We start from the raw sequence: 21345 nt of genomic DNA on the forward strand, positions 1-21345 counted from the left end.
TTTTTAGTTAAATAAGAAAACCAGGACGAACATTGTCCTGGTTTTCTTTCACCACTACCCTATTATTCCAACCGGTCATTCACTTTACTCATCACAGATTTTCTAAGTTCAGCCAATTTACTCTGACTGTGTTCTAGATTATCACCGTTCACTCCAAAATAAAACTTCACCTTTGGCTCGGTTCCTGAAGGTCGCAGACAGAACCATGATCCATCTTCAAGTTTATACTTCAATACATTTGAAGTAGGCAAATCAATTTGTTCACTCTTATCTTGACCTAAATAAGTTCGTTTACTTATCTCATAGTCTTCTACGCTTTGAACAGTTAATCCAGCTGCTTCAGTAGGTGGATCTTCACGAAACTTTGCAAGTAAAGATACGATTTTTTCAGCGCCTTCTTTCCCTTTAAGTGTTAGTGATTCCAGCCCTTCTTGATAATAGCCATATTGTTCGAATACCTCGAGAAGTCCTTCATAAAGTGTCATTCCTTTGGATTTGTAAAATGCAGCAACTTCTGCGGCGACAAGACATGCTTGAACAGCATCTTTATCTCGAACAAAGTCTCCAACAAGGTAACCATAGCTCTCTTCATATCCGAATAAGAAAGTATGCTCCCCAGTCGTTTCAAACTCTTTTATTTTCTCGCCAATGAACTTAAATCCAGTTAACGTATCATAGGAAGTCAGACCATTGTCTTCTGCAATCTTACGACCGATTTCAGAAGTGACAATTGTCTTTAGGACTGCCCCATTTTGTGGAAGTTCACCATTTTCTTTTTTCTGAGTAATAATATAATTCAACAGAAGAGCACCTGTTTGATTCCCAGTAAGAACAACATATTTACCTTCCTTGTTCTTTACAGCTATACCAACGCGATCAGCATCAGGGTCAGTAGCTAAAAGAATGTCAGCGTCTTGCTGCTCGCCGTATTGAATAGCAAGTTCAAATGCTGCGTGCTCTTCCGGATTTGGAGAAGAAACAGTAGAGAAGTTAGGATCTGGCATCTCTTGTTCCTTTACCACCGTCACATTGTTAAAACCATAAGCTTTCAATCCTTCTCTAACAGGGATATTAGCTGTTCCATGTAAAGGAGTGAAGACGATCTTTAACTGCTCACCCATTTCAGAAAGTAGTGATTGATTCACGCGAAGCGTTTTTAATTGCTCAACGTATTGACGATCAATTTCTGCGCCAATCATTTGAATGAGTCCTTTGTCTTTTAATTCTCGTTCAGAAGAAACATTCACCTCTAACTCATTCTCTATGCCGTCTACATATGAAATCACTTCTGAAGCAGCTTTAGGAGGAAGTTGACCTCCATCTTCGCCATATACTTTGTACCCATTATACTCTGGCGGATTATGACTAGCTGTGATAACGATTCCAGCACAAGCATTTAACGTTCGAACAGCAAAAGAAAGCTCTGGTGTAGGGCGTAGCTCTTCAAAGACATATGTTTGAATCCCATGTGTCGCTAACGTCTTAGCGGCTTCCATGGCGAACTCAGGTGACTTGTGACGTGAATCGTATGCAATGGCTACTCCTCGTTTTTGATATTCCTCACCGTTTGCATCTATGTATTGCGCTAAGCCTTCAGACGCCTTACGTATCGTATATAAGTTCATACGATTAGTACCAGGACCGATTTCTCCACGCATCCCACCTGTTCCAAACTCAAGGTTTTTGTAAAAAGCATCTTCAAGTGCTTTATCCTGTCCACTAAGAGCTTCCAGATCCTTTTTTAATTCCTCATCAAGTGAAGTTGCTGATGTCCATCTCTTGTACGCGTTTTTCCAGTCCATTTTTTTCCTCCCGTTATGTATAGCTTCTTTATCACGTTTGTATCATTTCTAGAAAACCGACTGAAGTCCTTCCTTTTGGTCAGATTTTCTCCTATTCTTACTTAATCATAATACGAATTGTTTGATCAGCCAATGCTATTTAGGAAAAAGACACCATTTCCTAAAAAACGACAAAAAAAAGCAAGCCGTTGAGGCTTACTTTTTATAATGAATTTCATATAAGTCTTTTCGACGATCTCGTAATTGACGAACCGTTCCAGACTGACGCTGCCTTCTTAGAATTTCAAGATCGACATCCCCTACAACGACAGTTTCAATATTCGGGTGACACTCTCCGGCAATGCCGTCTCTTGAAAATGCAAAGTCGGATGGCGTAAAAATGCCGGATTGCGCATACTGAACATCCATATTCTCTACTTGAGAAAGGTTACCGATTGTACCAGCAATCACTGTGTAGATTTGATTTTCAACCGCTCTAGCCTGCGCGCAGTATCGAACACGTAAATATCCTTGACGGTCATCTGTACAAAAAGGTGTAAAAAGAATATTTGCTCCTTTATCTGTTGCAATACGACCGAGTTCTGGAAACTCAATATCATAACATATTTGAATCGCGATTTTACCACAGTCTGTATCGAAAACCTCGATGCCATCAGAACCGTGAATTCCCCACCAGCGACGCTCATTCGGTGTAACATGGATTTTGTACTGTTTTTCAATCGTTCCGTCTCTTCTAAACAAATAGGCAATATTGTAGATTTTTTCATCCTCTAATACAAAGTGAGAGCCACCAATAATGTTCACATTGTACTTAACTGCTAATTCAGTGAAAAGTTCAATGTAAGGCTCTGTATACTCTGTTAATTTACGGACGGCTTTACTTGGAATTTTCTCATCCATAAACGACATAAGTTGTGTTGTAAAGATCTCTGGGAAGACTGCAAAATCAGAGCCAAAATCAGCTGCCACATCTACATAATATTCTACCTGGTTGGCAAATTCCTCAAACGAAGAAATCTTCTTCATAGCATATTGAATGGCGCAAATTCTTACAGGGAAAGAGGACCTAAAGTGTCTTCTTGTCACTGCCTTATATTCAACGTTATTCCATTCCATTAACGTGGCGAACTGCTTTGACGCTTTATCATCTGGTAAGTAGTTTGGATTGATTCTCATTACGTTAAAACCATTCATTAACTGGAACGTTAACACCGGATCATAAATATTTTGGAATTTTACTTCCTCCACATATTCAGATGCCTTCATTTCATCTGCATGTTTATGATAATTCGGAATTCGTCCCCCGATTATGATACTCTTAACATTTAATTCACGAGCAAGATCTTTACGTGCATCATATAAGCGCTTGCCGATCTTCATTCTTCTATATTCAGGATGAACCATTACTTCAATTCCATATAGGTTATAGCCATCGGGATTATGGTTTGTAATATAACCTTCATCTGTAATATCGTCCCATGTATGCTGATCATCGTACTCATCAAAGTTAACCATCAGACTTGAACAGGAACCAATAATTTCTCCCTCAAGCTCTACACAAAACTGACCTTCCGGAAAGATATCAAGGTGACTTTCCAGGTGTTCTCTTTTCCAGGGGTCCATTCCAGGAAAACACTTTTTTTGTAAGGCTAGGATTTCTTCGATATCCTCGTGACGAATTTGCCTGATCTCAATCTTTTTTTCGAATTTCGATACGTCTAATTCTGACATCTGCTTTCCCTCCACTTTAGATCTATTTTACTATGTACCCTTTTTATGGCTGTTTGTACCTTAATTTTATCATATGTAAAAAGAGAGGAGACTGACGTAGTCAGTCTCCCTGGCTTTACGCCTTTGGAGCACCATTTTGAGAAATGCTGGATAGCGCTGTACCTGCTTCTTGTTGCTCCGGTGTTTTGGTTGCAAAATCTCCAAGTGACACCATTCCAACAACCTGATTGTTTTCTACAACAGGCAAGCGACGGATTTGATTCTGAGCCATCAAAGCCGCAGCTTCTTCTGCACTCATGTTAGAAGTGGCTGAAACAATGTTATCAGACATACATTGACTCACCTGACAGTTAGCATTTCCTCCAGTCGCAGTGGCACGAGTTGTAATATCACGATCCGTAACCATTCCATAAAGCTGACCGTTCTTCATTACTGGTAATGAACCAATGTTGTGTTGATTCATTAACGCGGCTGCTTCTTGAATGGACTGCTCTGGTGTGACAGACACAATGTTCTTAGACATGAGATTTTGCAGATTGTTTTGCACAAGCATTCCTCCCAGGTTGTATGATCATTGAGCTTGGAAAGGCATTGCCTTCCACCGTTATAGTGTAGGCTCAATTCGAATATATTATTTTTCCTTTTTATGTGAGATAAGATTATTTTCGGTATGGAAGCTAATATTCTTTCCGTCACTTGTTGCAATAATTGTTCCGATTTGATCCGTTCTTAGAATGGAAATATCATTCCCACGCAACCTTTGAAGCACATCATTATCAGGAAAATGATACCGGTTATCTTTTCCGACTGAAATCACAGCAGTTTCAGGACTCACAGCTTTTATAAACGCTTCTGTAGTCGCAGAGTTTGCTCCGTGATGGCCGATTTTCAACACTTCAGATACTAGATGCTTCTTTTTCAATCCATCGAGCATTTGCTTTTCCACTTCTACACCGGCATCCCCCATAAATAAAAAACGATTATCCCCATGTTTAAGACGCAGCACTGCACTATAGTCGTTAAAATCCTCGTACTCAGCATTTTCAGAAGGTGAAATCACCTGTACACTCACACGACGCCCAAGTTTTATCTTCACGCCTTCGTGCGCCGTCGTAACAGGAATGTCTTTTTTCTTCAATTCCTTGAGTAAAGATTTATAATGAGTAGTTGGATAAGATACATCTGGCATCAGCACCCGTTCCACTTCAAAACCTTTTATCACCTCATCCATGCCACCGATATGATCGTGGTGAGGGTGAGTAGCTACGAGATAATCCAATTGCTTAACTCCTAGCTCTTTTAAATAATTGGTTACCATTCCCCCATCACCATTATCGCCTGCGTCCACTAACATTGTTTCTTCTCCAAATGTAATGAAAATACTATCAGCCTGTCCAACATCCAGAAAGTGGACCTCAACCAAATTTGTTTCTGCAGTCACGAGATACGGCATTTGTAATAGGATAAGATGGGAGAAAAAAAGAGCGATTAAAAACTTCATCATCGTCCCTCCTATTTTTTCTTCCCATTAGTATGCTCTTTCCTTTCTTAACTAAAAGCATAATGATCTGGTAATCCGTTACTTTGCATACAAAAAGAAAAAACTCCCCATTTCAGGGAAGTTTTATGAACGAACTTCTTCTTCTTTTCGAAAGAAACTTTTCATGGCATGGTAAACATCTTTTTTCTCTTTTAAAATATAATGCCTAAATTTCGGATCATGGATATTCTTATAAGCGCTCATTAGTGTAGAGTGTCTGTTATAAGCATTTACTTCTCCATATCCGAACATATTGGATACCTTCATGATTTGATTCACCAGTTTAACGCATCTTGTGTTATCAGACGTTAAATTATCACCATCTGAGAAGTGGAATGGATAGATGTTATAGCGAGATGGAGAATACTTTTCATCAATTAATTCAAGCGCTTTTCGATAGGCGGATGAACAAATCGTTCCACCGCTTTCTCCTTTTGAAAAAAAATCGTCTTCTGTGACGACTTTTGCTTCTGTATGATGAGCGATAAACTCGATCTCTACTGTTTCGTATTTTGATCTAAGAAAACGAGACATCCAGAAGAAAAAGCTTCTAGCCATATATTTTTCCCATTTTCCCATCGAGCCACTTGTATCCATCATCGCCAAAACAACCGCTTTTGACTCACGCTTAATTTCTTCATTCCATGTTTTAAAACGAAGGTCATCTTGATAGATCGGTGCAATTGCTGGTTTACCGCTAATGGCATTTCGCTTATACGCAGTTAATATGGTACGTTTTTTATCAATATTACCCATTAGACCAGTTTTTCGAATATCATTAAATTCTACTTTTTTCTGGACAACATCTGCTGTTTCTTTTTCACGTAAATTCGGCAATTCAAGTTCTTTAAATAGGATATCCTGAAGTTCTACAAGCGACACTTCCGCTTCGTAGTAATCTTCTCCAGGTTGATCACCGGCTCCTTCACCCTTACCTGCTCCTGGCTGCTTTTCGCCGGAGCCATCACGTGCTACTACGTCTCCCACCTGGCTATCGCCTTCGCCCTGCCCAACGTGCTTTGATTTATCATAGTTGTATCGAATTTTATATTCATCAAGTGATCGAATTGGTATTTTAATGACATCTCGACCGTTGGAAAGAATAATGTTCTCTTCACTGATGAGATCCGGGAGATTGTTTTGGATAGCATCCTGAACTTTTTCGGCATGGCGTTGTTGATCCTGATAGCCTTTTCGGTGGAGGGACCAATTCTCCTGAGAGACGACGAAATTGTTGGAATTCTTGTCTTTCATGCCTTATTCCCCTCCTTAAAAAAATAAAATTTCTATCGGAAATTTATTCAATGATCGATGATCACTCATGATGATTGTTCTAAAGCAGCATCCATATATGGACATCCCCTGGCTGCGTTGAATAGTATACTTTATCCTATGCAAATACAAGCGATAATTGACAATTAATTCTGACAAATTAACGTTTTATCAAACTTCTTATTGGATTTGGACAAAATATTGACCCTTCCTTCCCTCTTTTGCTATTCCTACAATTATTCTAAAAAAAAATAACCCCCTGTTAGGAGTTATTTTTCATCGGCTTTCTCTTCATGTTGAACTGGGTCTGGACGACGACCCTTTTTCTTAAGTTCATCATTTGTCTCTAGTTCTTCCATCTCTTTACCAAGTGCCTGCATTTCCTTTTCATCCATTGCCATTGAGCTATTGTCCGGTTTATCTTTTCGGTCTGCCATCATGCATCACCTCATTAATCTACGTACCCAGATCTCATCATTATTAACCTATTTGCACTTCATTTTTCGAACGTGAAGTCGAATTTTTCAAGTGGCCAATAACGAAGGTTTACTTCTCCAACTACTTGATCCATTGGTACAAAGCCAATATGCCGACTATCATAACTATGTCTCCGATTATCACCCATTAAAAATAAAGAGTTCTCAGGAACCTTCATTTTGCCTGTTTTATCTTCAAGATTGAAGTTTTCCGTTAAATTACCGTTAAATATCTCATCCTTGTACCGTTCAAGATAAGGTTCACTCATCTTCTCGCCATTTACATAAAGATGATCATTTTTGTATTCGATTGTATCCCCCGGGAGACCAATCACTCTCTTAATATAATCTTCTTGTTCGTTCGCATGAAATACGACAAGATCAAACCGATTAGGCTCAGATACTTCGTAGCCAATTTTATTAATTATTAAACGATTCCCGTCTTGAATCGTTGGCATCATCGATTCGCCGTGTACCACATAATTCGTGATGAGAAATTCACGAATAACAATCGCCAGGACGACAGCTATTGAAAAAGCCTTTATCCACTCCCAAAGCGGATTGCGTTCCTTCTCCATCTCAAACCTCTTTTCAATACGTCTTTACGTCTAATCTATCACTCCTAATAAGCTGGCACAAGCGCACCCGCCTTAGTAAGCGATTACATAAAGAATGTTTGGCACATTCATACATTCCAAAAAGCATACCCCTTTTGAGGTATGCTTTTTGAAAATTATCGGTTTAGGAGACTTCCAACATAACGGAGCAGTTCGTTGGCTGAAATCGAATTGTAGCCATGTTCATCAATAAGACAAGCAATAACCTCATTGATTTTTTTGAGTTGATTCTCATTTGGTGTTTTAGATGAAGTTGTAATTTTTACGACATCTTTTAAATCTGCAAACAATTTCTTCTGAATCGCTTCTCTTAAACGCTCATGAGAATTGTAATCAAATTTCTTACCTTTCCTTGCGTAAGCAGAAATTCGAATCAAGATCTCTTCACGGAATGCTTTTTTCGCATTTTCAGAAATTCCGATTTGCTCCTCAATCGAGCGCATGAGTTTGTCATCTGGACTCATTTCTTCACCAGTCAGTGGATCACGCAATTTATTTTTATTACAGTAGGCTTCTACGTTATCAAGATAGTTATCCATTAACGTTTTCGCACTTTCTTCATAGGAGTATACAAAAGCTTTCTGTACTTCTTTCTTCGCAATTTCATCATATTCTTTACGTGCGATCGAGATGAAATTCATATAGCGCTCTTTGTCTTCTTTTGAAATAGAAGCATGTTGATCTAGTCCATCCTTCAATGAACGCAATACATCTAGTGCATTAATGGACGGTACTTCTTTTCTTATAATGGTGGAAGAAATCCGGTTAATGACATAACGTGGATCAATTCCGCTCATCCCTTCATCTGAATGCTCTTTATGAAGCTCATCCACATCTACCTGATTAAACCCTTCCACGATTTCTCCATCATAGAGTCGCATCTTCTTAACAAGATCTACTCCTTGACGATTCGTATCTTTTAACCTCGTCAAGATAGAGAAAATGGCAGCCACTCTAAGAGCATGCGGGGCAATATGAACATCTGCCACATCACTTTCACGAATCATTTTCTCGTAAATACGTTCTTCCTGGCTAACTTTCAAGTTATATGGAACCGGCATAACAATAATACGAGAGTGAAGAGCTTCATTCTTTTTGTTCGATATAAATGAACGGTACTCTGCTTCATTCGTATGGGCCACAACTAATTCATCCGCCGAAATTAAAGCAAAGCGCCCGGCCTTAAAATTCCCTTCTTGTGTCAGTGACAGCAAATGCCATAGAAACTTCTCATCACATTTCAACATTTCCTGGAACTCCATCATACCGCGATTTGCTTTATTTAACTCGCCATCAAATCGATATGCTCTTGGGTCAGACTCCGATCCAAACTCAGCAATTGTTGAAAAGTCAATACTCCCTGTTAAGTCTGCTATATCTTGCGACTTTGGATCTGATGGACTAAATGTACCAATACCTGTCCGCTTATCTTCGTTAAAGAAAATACGTTCAACCATGACATCCTCAATACGGCCACCATACTCCTCCTCAAGACGCATAACGTTAAGCGGCGAGAGACTTCCTTCAATTCGTATTCCATATTCCTCATGGAACTCATCTCTTAAATGATGTGGAATCAAATGAAGCGGATCTTCATGCATTGGACACCCTTTAATTGCATATACGGCACCTGAATCTTCATGGGAATATTTTTCTAAACCTCTTTTTAATACAGTAACTAGCGTCGATTTACCACCACTAACTGGCCCCATCAATAAGAGAATTCGTTTCCGAACATCTAACCGTTTGGCAGCTGGATGAAAATATTCTTCTACAAGACGTTCGATCGCTTCCTCGAGACCGTACAGTTCTTCTGAGAAAAAAGAATAACTACGCTTCCCGTCAACTTCATCGATCCCTGCATCTTTTATCATATTATAAACACGTGAATGAGCTGACTGCGCTACTTCAGGTCGTTCCCGGATAATGTCTAAATACTCGCTGAAGGTTCCTTCCCACTTCAGCCGCCTTTCATCTTCTCGATGCTGCTGGATTTTACGTAAGATATCCATTACGAGCCCCCTCCAAGTTTGATTCATCGGATTTAATACATGTTATGCGGGGATGTCCTATAACATTCGGCTTTCTTTTTGAACGTAAAAACACGGATAAGGGCTAAATAAGTTCACGTAAAAGAGAGATCACAAGAACTTTATAAAACAAACAAAAAGAGCCGGCTCGGCCGGCTCTCACTCTTACGTATGATAGACAACAGTAAACTCACTAAGTTCATTACCAGTTGCGGGTGATTTCTCTTTCGATTCACGTTTTTCTTTATGAGCATTCTTGAAGGAATCGGAATGTACCCAGTTCTGATAAGCCTCTTCATTTTCCCACTTCGTAAACACAATTAACTTTCCATTCTCAGCAGATTGTTCCAGAAACATAAATTCTAAACAACCTTCTACATTCTTCATACTCTCTGCGCTCTTACCAAAACGTTGTTTCATCATATCCTTAGCTTCATCTGGCACCTTTAATTCATTCATGACAACATACATAATTAAAAAGCCTCCTTTATCTTTCTATCTCTATCCTATCGAATAACCGTATTTTTTTCCAATTCAAACCACCCACAATCCAAGAATTCCCCTCAAAACATTCACACCTCACCTCACATGGTTTATAATGAGAGGTAGATTTGGACACAATTTTACCTGAGGAGGATGAGACCATGAGTTTCCTGGGTATTTTAGTAGTAATCCTGGCATTCCTAGCAGCAATCTTCACCGCCGGCTACAACGACCGACCAAGCAAAACCAAAAAAGGTAGTCGGTAACACGAAAAGCGGAAGTGGGCGGTTAGACACGGCAGGCACTGGAGCCTTTTCATTTGAACACGTTCTTTGTGTTCGGATGAAAAGGTGAAGTGACCGAGTGTCTGCCCACTGCAGCTGGATCTAACGAAAAGCACAGACGAGCGTTTAGAAACGGAGATATTGGAACTCTTTATCTGAGTAACCATTCGATCGTCTATCAAAAAAAGAACGACTTACAGCTCTTTGCTGAAAAGTCGTTCTTTTTTATTTCATTCCAGGGTAATTTTGCTGTCTCAACGCTTCATACACCATAATTGCAGCTGTATTAGATAGGTTAAGAGCGCGAACGTGATCAGTCATCGGTAGACGAAGACAACGTTCTTTATTATTCTCAATCAATTCATCTGGCAAGCCATTTGTTTCTCTTCCAAAAACAAAATACGTATTCTCGTCTTGATCAGAGTAATCAAAATCAGTATGTGTATTTGTACCATATTTCGTTATATAGTAATATTTCCCATCCTGATTTTTTTCAAAAAACTCATCTAGAGAATCATAATAATGAACATCAGCATATTGCCAGTAATCCAATCCCGCACGTTTCAACATCTTATCATCAGTTGAAAAGCCCAATGGACGAATTAAATGTAAACTTGTATGAGTAGCTGCACATGTTCGTGCGATATTCCCCGTATTCGCCGGTATTTCTGGCTGAAAAAGGACGATATTTAAAGACATCTTCATTCACCTCCACTTCAAAACATTTCTATTATAGCATGTTTTTAAATGGAGATGGAATTCACTAATCTTCAATATGAAAAAACTTATACTTGATCTCAGGTGTCCATGCCGTAGAATCTTCATAAGCCCAATAGCGCATTCTGCTATTTGTCGTATGAGCATTTACAAGAGGATACCCCTTCTCATCATTATCAACAACGAAAGTAGTATGTTGCCAATGACCATCTCCATCGAAGTCATAGCATATAATATCTCCTGGAATCAAATCATCAGGATTTGCTACTTCACGTGCGCGTAGACCAGTCTTCGAGCCACTTAAATGCCAGCGAAGAGCATGGGCCACTGTCCAAGAATAACTCCAATTACTCCCTTTCATCCACCATCCTTTTGTGCGATCAGGATAACCACGCATTGGAGCCTTTCCCGCATGAAGACATTGTGAAATATAGTTCGTACAATCAACATCAAATGATTGATATGCCGGGTTATAATCGTCCCACCAGCGTTCAGCATACTTAAGAGCAGATAATCGATCATAGTATGAACCTTTCATACCAACGCGATCGTCTCCTTCACTCTCTATTGTTTGAGGTCGCTCTCCTTCAACTTCCACAGAACAATCTAGAACAAGATCACCTTCATTCATCTTCGCGAATCTCTTTTCCATTCGTTCTTCTTGATAAAGTTTCTTCCCTTGCTTGATCAAGAACTGTTGATGGAGAAGGTAATCATACATTTGATCCTTTGAAAAACCTTTTTTGCTAAGAAGAATTCCTTTGTTTTTTATTCGAATAACAGCGGCTCCTCTATCCTCACATTGTTGCAGGTACCGCGCCGCTGCTTCTTCTTCTGTAGTAGGACGAATTCCTAACCTAGCTAATTCCGTACCATTTATTAAACTAGTTGCTTGATCTTTCCAAAAAGATTTCAACTCTTCTCCCCACCCCATATGCGTCCCCCCTCATCGCAATTTATGATAAGGAAAACTCACACATGACATGGAATCAAGAATGAGCAGCTGCTTCAGGTGAAGAATGATTTATTTTTTTTAGGAGTTTATCAAACCAACCGACAAGGAAACCGAGTAGGAGGACTTCAACAAACGTACCTGCACCAATGGGACCACCAAGAAGAAAGGCTAAAACAAATGCAATAGCTTCCGTTATTGTCTTTGTAACACCGATACTCCATCCGGTTCGTTCAGTAAGTGCAAGCATTAATTCATCATTTGGAATAGATGCCAATGAAGCAAATAAATACACAGCTATCCCAAGTCCCATAATGACTAATCCAACAAGAAACAACATCCATCTGGGAACGATTCCATTTACGTCGATAAAAGTTAATATTTTTAAATTCAATAAGTCTACAAACAGTCCTAGTAAAATAATCGGGATAAAACCAGCCAGATTAGGCTTTCTCATCATAATTAGACTGTTAATGAAAATCAAAATGCCTCCAACAATAAACACCCATGATCCTACTGTAAATCCGATTTGATCAGAAAGAGCTACATAAAGAGCATCCCAGGGAGCAATTCCAACATCAGCATTGATTAACAATACTACTCCAAAGGCAAGGGTAAATAGGCCTGCTACGTAAATAAGGCTTTTCGACAAAAAGCTGTTCATCATTTCCACTCCTCTTAAGAAGACTCTGAATACAATCCATTTACTTGTTGCATTCATTACTTTTTATTTAAATTTTTCATCTGTCCTTTAACCGCATTTGCTATTTTACAAGAAAGCACACGCTTTTTGTAGCATTATGCCTAAGACGAAAAATTCAAAAAAGCCTGTTTGCCACGGATTAAACGTAGCAAACAGGCTTCAAATCTTGTTATGGCAACATTGCATGCATGGCATGGTGTTGTTCAAGTGATAATAAATATTCTTTCTTCGTGACGCCACCACCGTATCCAACGAGAGCACCATTGCTTCCAATTACTCTATGACACGGTACAATAATGGGAATCGGGTTTCGATTATTAGCTGAACCAATTGCTCGAACAGCTTTTGGGGCGGAAATACCGACGGCAACATCTCTGTAAGAACGCGTTTCCCCATATGGAATTTCCGAGAGGTTTTTCCATACTTTCTGCTGAAAAATCGTTCCTATTGGATCAAGCTGGAGATCAAAAACCTTTCTTTTTCCACTGAAGTATTCCTCCAATTGCATGACAATTGGTTCAATCATATCAGAATTGAAAACAAGGTCCGCATTTACATGATGTTTCTTGTACCATGTTTCAGCAGCAGGCAGCACATCCTCCTGGCAACCAAAATCGAGCCTACTAACTCCTTTCGAACTAGCAAACAACGTTAATGGACCAATCGGTGATTGAAACTCCCCATAATAAATCACTTGTTTCTCCATTCTATCCCTTCTTTATTGTACATTTTTCACTATCTTACAACGCATCTAATCGTTTGACCATCAGCATTAAGCCTTATTTTCAAGCATTGACAGGCCCTTAGCGATCTCATCTGCCACATCCGTATCTTTTTCTCTCATTTGCTCCTTCATAAGGGCATGAAGGGCCTTCTTACCACCGATTTTTCCTAGGGCCCAAGCTGAGGTTCCGCGGATCACCGGACGAGGATCTTTTTCCATAACTTCCACCAGAGTATCAACTGCTGTTTCATCTTTATAATGAGCAAGAGCAAGAATTGCATTTCTCTGGATTGGCTTCTTCCCTCTCCATGAGCCCGCTGCTTTACCAAATTGCTCTTTAAATTCACGATTCGTCATAGTTAAGAGTGGAATTAACTTTGGTTTTACCATTTCTGGATCAGGTTCGAGTTCAGGATGGTGATGAAAATCTTTTCCTTTGTTTTTAGGACAAACAAGCTGACACGTATCACACCCATATAAACGATTGCCTAATTTAGACCTGTATTCGTCAGGTAAAAAACCCTTTGTTTGCGTAAGAAAAGCAATGCATTTATTCGCGTTAAGCTGACCACCTTCAATTAAGGCACCCGTTGGACAGGCATCTACACAAATATTACAGTCTCCACATCCCTCCTCAACAGGCTCGTCAGGTTCCAAATTCAGATCAGTAATCATTTCACCAAGGTAGACCCATGATCCAAATTCTTCTGTAATGGTCATTGTGTTTTTACCGCTAAAACCAATGCCGGCTCTTTCAGCTACAGCTCGATCGGATAATTCGCCCGTATCGACCATTGAACTCGTTCTAGCTTCAGGAACCTTCGATTTAATATATGCATCTAGGAGGGAGAGTTTCTCTCTAAGCACATGATGGTAATCAACACCCCATGAAGCGCGACAAAATAGTCCTCTTCGTTCGCCTTTCTTACTTCTTGGGCTATCCTTCATTCGCGAAGGATAAGCAATGGCAATCGAAACAATGGTCGTTGCACCGCTCAACAAAAGCTCAGGCTTTGTTCTCTTCTCAATATCAGATTCCTCAAAACCCGACTGATACCCAAGCTCCTGCTGACGCTGCAATCGTTGTTTCAGTGTTTTAAACGGATCTGCAGCAGCGAAGCCTATTTTATCAATCCCAATTGTTTTACTGTATGCCACAATATCAGCTTTTAATTGTGCGTTTGTCATTCATTACCCTCCTTCCTTTATTGGCGTGAGTTTATTTTATTTTTAACGTTCGAATCCGATTGAATATCGCTGCCATTTCCGTTCTTCTAATTCGAGCAATGTCCCCTGGATGCTGATCTTGAAATAACGAAAAGGAACCTAGCCCCTCACTATTTATTCTTTCTTCAATGAAGTCCAATAGCTCAGGAATCGACTTATTTCCTAACGTCTGATTTCTTTCAAGAAAATGAAGAACATCAGCAGCAAATCTTGTTTGGCTGGGATCAACAAGTTGCTCTACTTGAAGAAAGGAAACTTCCGTATGACCATATTGAATTTGGTGCAGTCCTCGAGCAGTCACTTTCGATTTCTTTCCCTTTTGACTGTTCAAACTACTCCGTTCAGGTACTCTCTTTCTTGCATCACCAAACGTTTCTCCACCTTCTTTTTGGCGGGCCGATTCTTGCGCAATTTCTTTAGCTTTTTTGGTTACATCGAATGGACGATAATTTTCCATTAAAATGACCTGATCAGCTACCTCAAAGTAATCCCCAGATCCACCCATAACAAGTACGGTTGATATGTGTCGTTCTGTACTTAATTGCTTTACACGATCAATAAATGGCGTAATGGGTTCTTTTTCTTTTGCTACCAACTGTTGCATCCGATAATCTCGAATCATAAAGTTTGTTGCACTCGTATCTTCGTCAATTAGAAGCGTATCTGCACCAGCTTCTAAGGCTTCTATAATATTCGCAGCTTGTGACGTACTTCCACTAGCATTTTCAGATGTGAAAGACCGTGTATCCTTGCCATATGGAAGATTGTTGATAAATGGCGATATATCAACTCCAGTCACCTGACGCCCATCTTCTGAACGAATCTTCATTGCGTGGTGATTTGTGAGCACATACTCTCTTCCATCTCCTGAAATATGATCATAGACGCCATGCTCCATAGCATGCAAGAGGGTACTTTTTCCATGGTAACCACCACCAACAATTAAAGTAATCCCTTCTTTTACCGCCATCCCTGCTAAAGGTTCTGACCGATGTGGAATCTTAAGAGATACTTCCATACTTTCAGGCGATTCAAATTGGACGGCCTTTTGCTGCATAGGACGATCGCTAACCCCACTCTCACGTGGCAGAATAGCTCCATTTGCTACAAAGCTAACATATCCGTTTTCAGTGAGGTAGTCACGAATCGCCTCCTGTTGATCTGCTAGAAAAAGCGCCTTAACAATGTGATCTTTATTTAGTGCAAAGACAGATTTTTTCATAACGTCTGGAATACGATGCAAAAGCAAGTCAAGCGCCTGTCTGCCAAGAACTTTCCTACCTTGAGCGGGTAATCCAATTGATAGACAAATTGTAATGACTTCCTCTGTGAGGTTCACAGAGGCTCGCTCAATGACCTTTTGACCAGGTTGATCGATAAAGAGCAATCCACTTTTCCCGGTGCCTTTTGTATGCTTCTCTGTCTTTTTAATGGCCCCTCCTACTTCTCGCGCAATCCAATCTTCCGTTCGGACTCTCCTCACAGACGATTCAAACCATTCACGTTCTATAATTGTTTTCGTACGAGGAACGATGATTCTTATCCGAGAAGGGCTTGCGAACGGGTCTCCCTGAACATAATCAATCGCAAGGGTAAAATCATTAAAATTATAGCGTCCTTTAATGTCCTTGTATGCCTTATACCCTTTTCCATCAATGCGTTCTAGCTGTTTTTTTAGTTCTTTCATATATGAGGCAAACCTCCTTTTAAGCTTCAAAATTTGGTATATGGTAAAATGAACGGAAAATATGAAGTAGGAGGAAAGTGTGATGACTAATATTACTCTCGCTCCATCTATTAAAGAGCTTTATCCTGATTTTAAAATTGGTTATGCTATTTATCATAATATCGTGGTTGAAAAGTCACCGCAAATGGTACGCGGTCGCTTTCAATTTTATCAAGAAACAATGATGATGGACCTTGAAGGGATCGATCTCAATTCGTTTTCCGCCGTTTCAGAATGGCGATCCATTTTCAAAAAACTCGGTACGGATCCTGCTCGATATCGTCCCTCTTCTGAATCTCTCTTACGACGATTAAAAAAAGGAAGTACGATACCTCTCGTTCACTCTGCTGCCGACATCAACAACTTACTATCGCTTCAATACAAAATTCCAATTGGAATCTACGATCTTGATCAAATCGAAGGAGATATTACGATCGATATTGGAGATAATAATACCTTCTATGATGGTTTAAATGGTCGTGAGGTCTCTTTTAATAACAAACTCCATTCGTCCGATCAAAGAGGTGCGTTCGGAAGTCCAATTGTCGATTCTAAACGAACGGCTGTGACGGAAAATTCAACTAACGCGATTCAGCTCTTTTATCTCCAACCGTCACTACCCTTATCAGAATGTAAAAAACTTGTAAACGCTTCTGCTGAAATGTTTCATCAGATTCATGGTGGTCATGTTGAAAATGGAATTTCCATTTAAAGGAATCTATCAGACATAAAAAAACGCAACGCTTCGTTAATATTAACGAAACACTGCGTTGGGTCAATGGTGAAAATTCGAGGAATTTCTACAATCCTCGCTGATGTAGATAGAATACCATAGAACGTATGTAAGAAACAACACATTTTTCATAATTTCTTAACAAAACAATTCTTTCATTTCATTATTATTAGACCTATACGCACAGTATCAGGTTTGACGCCTTCTAAATGTCCATCTATAATCGGAACTATCAGTAGAAAGGAGAACGCATATGGAACCATTCTCTACACCATTTTTCGAAGAAAATTTTCGACAATACATACAAAAAAACCGAGATGTATTCTCAAAATTAGAGGCAATGAATAGCTATTATCGTTCTGTCGTTTCTTCTATGATCTATGACAACCTTAACAAAAACTCTGAAATTGTTCGTCGCATTCGTAACCTTGATTCAGCTTACAAAACGATTAAACAAGAAAATACAGACGTATAAGAAAAAGCTCTCTTTTCAATAAGAGAGCTTTCTTACGCTTTTATTTAGGAAAATCACATGAGTCAGCAGAACACGCTTCTGTATTACCACCAACGACCTCAAGCTGGTTACCTTCTCCCCAGGCCTTCTGAACGGCCTGTTTAAACATTTCTACGGGCTGAGCACCTGACACCGCATATTTACCGTCAAATACAAAGAACGGTACACCCTGGATGCCTAGTTGGCTTCCCATTGCTTCATCACTGCGAACTTCTTTCGTAAACTCTTCAGTTCCTAGCATACGTTTTATATCCTTAGCGTCTAACCCAAGCTCCTCACCAAGTGAAGCAAGTGTTTCATGATCACTGATATTTTTGGATTCAGTAAAGAAGGCATAAAAAAGACGTTCTGACATCTCATTACCTTTACCATGCTCTGTTGCATAGTGAACTAGACGATGGGCATCAAATGAATTCGTTGGAATCATTTGATCGAAATCATACGTAAGGTTTTCTCCTTCAGCTTGTTGCCTCATATTCTCACACATACCTTGAGCTTGTTCTAGACTCACATTATATTTCGCTGCTAAAAGCTCAGCCATGCTTTCCCCATTAGATTCTTTCGCATTCGGATCAAGTTCAAAGCTTTTAAAAACGACATCTACTTGATCACGCTGTGGGAAAGTCTGAAGCGCACTCTCAAGACGTCTTTTCCCTATATAGCAAAATGGACATACAAAGTCAGACCATACTTCAATTCTCATCAAATCACTCTTTCAGTTTATCATTATTTTTACGTACTTATATTTTATCACCTCTATTTTAAAATGAGCAGGAATTTGCTCAACAAGGTCTTCCCAATGAATCATTGAAGTTTACTAGGTACTGGTGGATTATGAACATTTGACCCCACCTCATCAAATAAAGTGGATTTTTTATCAACAGAATTTGCCGGATGTGTTTTTAGTACAGGACTGTTTGATAAACCTTGGATAACTTGATTAAGGTTCTTTAACTCTTCGTAGATCTTGGCGACCTCTTCCTTGGTCGCGGGTTGCTTCGATTCTTTAAGCTGAAATCCAAGCTGGCCATTTGGCTCTAACGTGGCATCAGCTACATCCGAGATAGAGTGAATTTGTGATTGTCTTAGTTTCATTTCAAGCTGATCAACAGTAAAGCGTAATTTTTTAAGATTATTTTCTTGGAGTATCCCATTTTTAATTAGAATTTTTGAGCGCCCAGTAATAAACCGTTCTAGCCAATCAAATTTCAGCTGACTATATTCAACAATAACGAGAGTTAAAACAAGTGCCAGGCCTACTAAAAGTGTCGTAAACACGTTTTTACCTACAATGGGTTGAATAAGTAATGAGCCAATCCCAATCATGATGACAACTTGGGCAAGCGTCATTTGGGAGATCGATTTACGACCAGCCACACGTAAGAGCAACGTTCCCCCGATCACAATTAACACAGCTTTCCAAAGTAGATCGAAATCCATAAACAGCCTCCTAGCTATATTTAATTCTATCGCTTAGTATGCCGTTTTCTAGTTAGTTAAATCTGGTTTCACTCAAATAAGAATATAAAGGTTAAGATATACAAAAAAGACCTCAACGAGAACGTTGAAGTCTTGAAATTACGTATGTAATGGTACCGGTGGTCGGGTTCGAACCGACACTCCTCTCGGAACACGATTTTGAGTCGTGCGCGTCTGCCAATTCCGCCACACCGGCAAAGTACCATGTTTAATTTAGGCAAAAAATAAGTGGTGCCGGAGGCCGGGCTCGAACCGGCACGGAGGTACACCCTCCGCAGGATTTTAAGTCCTGTGCGTCTGCCAATTCCGCCACTCCGGCAGGACTTTAAAGAAAAAATATTAAGATTGGAGGCGGCACCCGGATTTGAACCGGGGCGTAAGGGTTTTGCAGACCCGTGCCTTACCACTTGGCTATGCCGCCTTTGTAAAATGGAGCGGAAGACGGGATTCGAACCCGCGACCCCCACCTTGGCAAGGTGATGTTCTACCACTGAACTACTTCCGCAACAAAATGGCTGGGCTAGCTGGATTCGAACCAGCGCATGACGGAATCAAAATCCGTTGCCTTACCGCTTGGCTATAGCCCAAAAATGGGGCGGCTGATGGGAATTGAACCCACGAATGCCGGAATCACAATCCGGTGCGTTAACCACTTCGCCACAACCGCCATAAAAGAATTAAATTGGCAGGGGTAGTAGGACTCGAACCCACACCGGAGGTTTTGGAGACCTCTGTTCTACCTTTAAACTATACCCCTATAAAAATGGTGGAGGGGGACGGATTCGAACCGCCGAACCCTGAGGGAGCGGATTTACAGTCCGCCGCGTTTAGCCACTTCGCTACCCCTCCAAATTAACAATTACCATTGTAATACATATCTTATGAAAGTGCAATGGAAATTGATCTCATTTCGAGAAAATGGTGCCGGCCAGAGGACTTGAACCCCCAACCTACTGATTACAAGTCAGTTGCTCTACCAATTGAGCTAGACCGGCAACATGGTGGCTCCGGACGGAATCGAACCGCCGACACGTGGATTTTCAGTCCACTGCTCTACCGACTGAGCTACAGAGCCATGTTTTAAAATTTAATTGGTTGTCCTTACCAGGACTAGATTCTAATTTTAGCAACGATGATTAATCGACGCAGATAAAATTAATTGGTTGCGGGGGCAGGATTTGAACCTGCGACCTTTGGGTTATGAGCCCAACGAGCTACCGAACTGCTCCACCCCGCGATAATGTGAATGAAATGATGCTGCACCTGCTCATTACGCTGAGCACTGTTTCTTTCTCTACAAGGTTATGCTCCGAAGCGTATCCGTCGAAACAACTCGATGCTGTTTCAAGGAAGTATCGCTTGTTGCTCCACCCCGCGATAATATGAAAGTTTAAAATGGCGGTCCCGACGGGAATCGAACCCGCGATCTCCTGCGTGACAGGCAGGCATGTTAACCGCTACACCACGGGACCTTAGAAAATGGTGGAGGATGACGGGCTCGAACCGCCGACCCTCTGCTTGTAAGGCAGATGCTCTCCCAGCTGAGCTAATCCTCCACAGAGTTTAAATAATATTGGTGACCCGTACGGGATTCGAACCCGTGTTACCGCCGTGAAAGGGCGGTGTCTTAACCGCTTGACCAACGGGCCTTTGCTGCTATTTATGTAGGCTAGTGGCGGAGAGCGAGGGATTCGAACCCTCGAGACGGCGTTGACCGTCTACACGATTTCCAATCGTGCTCCTTCGGCCACTCGGACAGCTCTCCATGGCTCCACAGGTAGGATTCGAACCTACGACCGATCGGTTAACAGCCGATAGCTCTACCACTGAGCTACTGTGGAATAATATCAGTCTGGCAACGTCCTACTCTTGCAGGGGGAGATCCCCCAACTACCATCGGCGCTGAAGAGCTTAACTTCCGTGTTCGGCATGGGAACGGGTGTGACCTCTTCGCCATCATTACCAGACTAATTTTCACATTTTTTGATTTGCCAGCGACAAAATATATCATACTATATTTCATCATGTTTTTCAAGAAAAAATTTATTCCCTGAAAACTAGATAGCACGCACAACGTATTCCAATAATGTGTCCAGCTACGTAAGCCAAATCCTCGATCGTTTCACCTTTTGATTCTGACGCAAAAAGCGCGTCTGATTCAAAAGCCTCCAACGCTTGTCGGATTTAAACGGCTTACTTCGCTTTTCGTTTTAGGTTAAGCCCTCGATCGATTAGTATTCGTCAGCTCCACGTGTTGCCACGCTTCCACCCCGAACCTATCTACCTCATCATCTCTAAGGGATCTTACCAGCTTAATGCTGTGGGAAATCTCATC

The 21345-nt window shown here is 40.5% G+C and carries 19 protein-coding genes, 16 tRNA genes and 2 rRNA genes; 2 read left to right on the plus strand and 35 right to left on the minus strand.

Annotated elements, in window-relative coordinates:
* Positions 1 to 62: 62 nt before the first annotated feature.
* From PQ578_RS17710 to PQ578_RS17780, 15 genes are all read right to left on the minus strand, one after another.
* Entirely contained in the window at positions 63 to 1802 is a 1740-nt protein-coding gene (locus tag PQ578_RS17710; protein WP_273835769.1) for a phospho-sugar mutase, read from the minus strand.
* Between the two features lie 195 nt (positions 1803 to 1997).
* Positions 1998 to 3533, minus strand: coding sequence for a bifunctional GNAT family N-acetyltransferase/carbon-nitrogen hydrolase family protein (locus tag PQ578_RS17715; RefSeq protein WP_224884079.1), 1536 nt, complete (start codon positions 3531 to 3533; stop codon positions 1998 to 2000).
* A gap of 115 nt (positions 3534 to 3648) precedes the next feature.
* Positions 3649 to 4086, minus strand: coding sequence for a CBS domain-containing protein (locus PQ578_RS17720; protein WP_273835770.1), 438 nt, complete (start codon positions 4084 to 4086; stop codon positions 3649 to 3651).
* Positions 4087 to 4164: 78 nt separating this feature from the next.
* Positions 4165 to 5034: a ComEC/Rec2 family competence protein gene (locus tag PQ578_RS17725; RefSeq protein ID WP_273835772.1), complete on the minus strand. Its 870-nt coding sequence runs from the start codon at positions 5032 to 5034 to the stop codon at positions 4165 to 4167.
* 123 nt (positions 5035 to 5157) lie between these two features.
* Positions 5158 to 6327 carry a sporulation protein YhbH gene (gene yhbH / locus PQ578_RS17730; protein WP_159781091.1) on the minus strand — a complete coding sequence of 390 codons (1170 nt, stop codon included), beginning with the start codon at positions 6325 to 6327 and terminating at the stop codon, positions 5158 to 5160.
* 287 nt (positions 6328 to 6614) lie between these two features.
* Positions 6615 to 6782, minus strand: a complete 168-nt coding sequence (locus PQ578_RS17735; RefSeq protein ID WP_179886343.1) for a hypothetical protein — start codon at positions 6780 to 6782, stop codon at positions 6615 to 6617.
* A gap of 59 nt (positions 6783 to 6841) precedes the next feature.
* The gene (gene lepB / locus PQ578_RS17740; protein ID WP_160921509.1) at positions 6842 to 7399 is read right to left on the minus strand and encodes a signal peptidase I; all 558 of its coding nucleotides are present in this window, start codon (positions 7397 to 7399) and stop codon (positions 6842 to 6844) included.
* A 155-nt stretch (positions 7400 to 7554) separates the two neighbouring features.
* Complete coding sequence (locus tag PQ578_RS17745) at positions 7555 to 9450, minus strand: PrkA family serine protein kinase (RefSeq protein WP_273835773.1); 1896 nt, start codon at positions 9448 to 9450, stop codon at positions 7555 to 7557.
* 183 nt (positions 9451 to 9633) lie between these two features.
* The gene (locus PQ578_RS17750) at positions 9634 to 9939 is read right to left on the minus strand and encodes an antibiotic biosynthesis monooxygenase family protein (protein ID WP_098446377.1); all 306 of its coding nucleotides are present in this window, start codon (positions 9937 to 9939) and stop codon (positions 9634 to 9636) included.
* A 521-nt stretch (positions 9940 to 10460) separates the two neighbouring features.
* Positions 10461 to 10934 (minus strand): tRNA (uridine(34)/cytosine(34)/5-carboxymethylaminomethyluridine(34)-2'-O)-methyltransferase TrmL, encoded by a 474-nt coding sequence (gene trmL, locus PQ578_RS17755; RefSeq protein ID WP_098446376.1) that lies wholly within the window; start codon positions 10932 to 10934, stop codon positions 10461 to 10463.
* A gap of 64 nt (positions 10935 to 10998) precedes the next feature.
* Positions 10999 to 11886 (minus strand): amidase domain-containing protein, encoded by an 888-nt coding sequence (locus PQ578_RS17760; RefSeq protein WP_273835775.1) that lies wholly within the window; start codon positions 11884 to 11886, stop codon positions 10999 to 11001.
* A gap of 55 nt (positions 11887 to 11941) precedes the next feature.
* Positions 11942 to 12568, minus strand: coding sequence for a YczE/YyaS/YitT family protein (locus PQ578_RS17765; RefSeq protein WP_273835776.1), 627 nt, complete (start codon positions 12566 to 12568; stop codon positions 11942 to 11944).
* A gap of 208 nt (positions 12569 to 12776) precedes the next feature.
* Positions 12777 to 13313 carry a methylated-DNA--[protein]-cysteine S-methyltransferase gene (locus PQ578_RS17770; RefSeq protein ID WP_165999594.1) on the minus strand — a complete coding sequence of 179 codons (537 nt, stop codon included), beginning with the start codon at positions 13311 to 13313 and terminating at the stop codon, positions 12777 to 12779.
* Between the two features lie 66 nt (positions 13314 to 13379).
* Positions 13380 to 14519, minus strand: a complete 1140-nt coding sequence (queG, locus tag PQ578_RS17775; RefSeq protein ID WP_273835777.1) for a tRNA epoxyqueuosine(34) reductase QueG — start codon at positions 14517 to 14519, stop codon at positions 13380 to 13382.
* Positions 14520 to 14550: 31 nt separating this feature from the next.
* Complete coding sequence (locus tag PQ578_RS17780; RefSeq protein ID WP_273835778.1) at positions 14551 to 16245, minus strand: ABC-ATPase domain-containing protein; 1695 nt, start codon at positions 16243 to 16245, stop codon at positions 14551 to 14553.
* A gap of 82 nt (positions 16246 to 16327) precedes the next feature.
* Here PQ578_RS17780 and PQ578_RS17785 point away from each other — a divergent pair, with 82 nt between their 5' ends.
* The gene (locus tag PQ578_RS17785; protein WP_273835779.1) at positions 16328 to 16996 is read left to right on the plus strand and encodes a B3/B4 domain-containing protein; all 669 of its coding nucleotides are present in this window, start codon (positions 16328 to 16330) and stop codon (positions 16994 to 16996) included.
* A 274-nt stretch (positions 16997 to 17270) separates the two neighbouring features.
* Entirely contained in the window at positions 17271 to 17492 is a 222-nt protein-coding gene (yvfG, locus tag PQ578_RS17790; protein ID WP_273835780.1) for a protein YvfG, read from the plus strand.
* Positions 17493 to 17532: 40 nt separating this feature from the next.
* On the opposite strand, the gene PQ578_RS17795 is transcribed toward yvfG, so the two are convergent.
* The 20 genes from PQ578_RS17795 to PQ578_RS17890 form a co-directional block, all read right to left on the minus strand.
* Entirely contained in the window at positions 17533 to 18234 is a 702-nt protein-coding gene (locus PQ578_RS17795) for a DsbA family oxidoreductase (protein WP_273835781.1), read from the minus strand.
* A gap of 101 nt (positions 18235 to 18335) precedes the next feature.
* Complete coding sequence (locus PQ578_RS17800; protein ID WP_273835782.1) at positions 18336 to 18971, minus strand: DUF421 domain-containing protein; 636 nt, start codon at positions 18969 to 18971, stop codon at positions 18336 to 18338.
* A gap of 150 nt (positions 18972 to 19121) precedes the next feature.
* A tRNA-Leu gene (locus PQ578_RS17805) sits at positions 19122 to 19206 on the minus strand.
* Positions 19207 to 19239: 33 nt separating this feature from the next.
* Positions 19240 to 19329: transfer RNA gene (locus tag PQ578_RS17810), tRNA-Leu, on the minus strand.
* Positions 19330 to 19356: 27 nt separating this feature from the next.
* Positions 19357 to 19431: transfer RNA gene (locus PQ578_RS17815), tRNA-Cys, on the minus strand.
* A 9-nt stretch (positions 19432 to 19440) separates the two neighbouring features.
* A tRNA-Gly gene (locus PQ578_RS17820) sits at positions 19441 to 19515 on the minus strand.
* Positions 19516 to 19522: 7 nt separating this feature from the next.
* Positions 19523 to 19597, minus strand: a tRNA-Gln gene (locus PQ578_RS17825).
* 4 nt (positions 19598 to 19601) lie between these two features.
* Positions 19602 to 19677 (minus strand) — tRNA-His (locus PQ578_RS17830).
* A gap of 16 nt (positions 19678 to 19693) precedes the next feature.
* Positions 19694 to 19767: transfer RNA gene (locus PQ578_RS17835), tRNA-Trp, on the minus strand.
* A 7-nt stretch (positions 19768 to 19774) separates the two neighbouring features.
* Positions 19775 to 19859 (minus strand) — tRNA-Tyr (locus tag PQ578_RS17840).
* A 70-nt stretch (positions 19860 to 19929) separates the two neighbouring features.
* Positions 19930 to 20005, minus strand: a tRNA-Thr gene (locus tag PQ578_RS17845).
* A 4-nt stretch (positions 20006 to 20009) separates the two neighbouring features.
* A tRNA-Phe gene (locus PQ578_RS17850) sits at positions 20010 to 20085 on the minus strand.
* An 85-nt stretch (positions 20086 to 20170) separates the two neighbouring features.
* Positions 20171 to 20247: transfer RNA gene (locus tag PQ578_RS17855), tRNA-Met, on the minus strand.
* Between the two features lie 159 nt (positions 20248 to 20406).
* Positions 20407 to 20482, minus strand: a tRNA-Asp gene (locus tag PQ578_RS17860).
* An 8-nt stretch (positions 20483 to 20490) separates the two neighbouring features.
* Positions 20491 to 20566, minus strand: a tRNA-Val gene (locus PQ578_RS17865).
* A gap of 18 nt (positions 20567 to 20584) precedes the next feature.
* Positions 20585 to 20659 (minus strand) — tRNA-Glu (locus tag PQ578_RS17870).
* A gap of 24 nt (positions 20660 to 20683) precedes the next feature.
* Positions 20684 to 20775, minus strand: a tRNA-Ser gene (locus PQ578_RS17875).
* 1 nt (position 20776) lies between these two features.
* Positions 20777 to 20851 (minus strand) — tRNA-Asn (locus PQ578_RS17880).
* Between the two features lie 9 nt (positions 20852 to 20860).
* Positions 20861 to 20977: ribosomal RNA gene (gene rrf / locus PQ578_RS17885) — 5S ribosomal RNA — on the minus strand.
* Positions 20978 to 21221: 244 nt separating this feature from the next.
* A 23S ribosomal RNA gene (locus PQ578_RS17890) occupies positions 21222 to 21345 on the minus strand; the annotation flags it as partial.

Origin of the sequence: Guptibacillus sedimenti, from assembly GCF_028610665.1 — a bacterium.
GTDB classification, from domain to species: domain Bacteria; phylum Bacillota; class Bacilli; order Bacillales; family Guptibacillaceae; genus Guptibacillus; species Guptibacillus sedimenti.

Coding starts and splice junctions, on each gene's coding strand:
- PQ578_RS17780 (WP_273835778.1), bottom strand. CDS start 16,245: ATGAAAGAACTAAAAAAACAGCTAGAACGCATTGATGGAAAAGGGTAT.
- lepB (WP_160921509.1), bottom strand. CDS start 7,399: ATGGAGAAGGAACGCAATCCGCTTTGGGAGTGGATAAAGGCTTTTTCA.
- PQ578_RS17745 (WP_273835773.1), bottom strand. CDS start 9,450: ATGGATATCTTACGTAAAATCCAGCAGCATCGAGAAGATGAAAGGCGG.
- PQ578_RS17760 (WP_273835775.1), bottom strand. CDS start 11,886: ATGGGGTGGGGAGAAGAGTTGAAATCTTTTTGGAAAGATCAAGCAACT.
- PQ578_RS17720 (WP_273835770.1), bottom strand. CDS start 4,086: ATGCTTGTGCAAAACAATCTGCAAAATCTCATGTCTAAGAACATTGTG.
- PQ578_RS17735 (WP_179886343.1), bottom strand. CDS start 6,782: ATGGCAGACCGAAAAGATAAACCGGACAATAGCTCAATGGCAATGGAT.
- PQ578_RS17795 (WP_273835781.1), bottom strand. CDS start 18,234: ATGAGAATTGAAGTATGGTCTGACTTTGTATGTCCATTTTGCTATATA.
- PQ578_RS17710 (WP_273835769.1), bottom strand. CDS start 1,802: ATGGACTGGAAAAACGCGTACAAGAGATGGACATCAGCAACTTCACTT.
- yvfG (WP_273835780.1), top strand. CDS start 17,271: ATGGAACCATTCTCTACACCATTTTTCGAAGAAAATTTTCGACAATAC.
- PQ578_RS17800 (WP_273835782.1), bottom strand. CDS start 18,971: ATGGATTTCGATCTACTTTGGAAAGCTGTGTTAATTGTGATCGGGGGA.
- PQ578_RS17785 (WP_273835779.1), top strand. CDS start 16,328: ATGACTAATATTACTCTCGCTCCATCTATTAAAGAGCTTTATCCTGAT.
- queG (WP_273835777.1), bottom strand. CDS start 14,519: ATGACAAACGCACAATTAAAAGCTGATATTGTGGCATACAGTAAAACA.
- yhbH (WP_159781091.1), bottom strand. CDS start 6,327: ATGAAAGACAAGAATTCCAACAATTTCGTCGTCTCTCAGGAGAATTGG.
- trmL (WP_098446376.1), bottom strand. CDS start 10,934: ATGTCTTTAAATATCGTCCTTTTTCAGCCAGAAATACCGGCGAATACG.
- PQ578_RS17765 (WP_273835776.1), bottom strand. CDS start 12,568: ATGAACAGCTTTTTGTCGAAAAGCCTTATTTACGTAGCAGGCCTATTT.
- PQ578_RS17750 (WP_098446377.1), bottom strand. CDS start 9,939: ATGTATGTTGTCATGAATGAATTAAAGGTGCCAGATGAAGCTAAGGAT.
- PQ578_RS17770 (WP_165999594.1), bottom strand. CDS start 13,313: ATGGAGAAACAAGTGATTTATTATGGGGAGTTTCAATCACCGATTGGT.
- PQ578_RS17715 (WP_224884079.1), bottom strand. CDS start 3,533: ATGTCAGAATTAGACGTATCGAAATTCGAAAAAAAGATTGAGATCAGG.
- PQ578_RS17725 (WP_273835772.1), bottom strand. CDS start 5,034: ATGAAGTTTTTAATCGCTCTTTTTTTCTCCCATCTTATCCTATTACAA.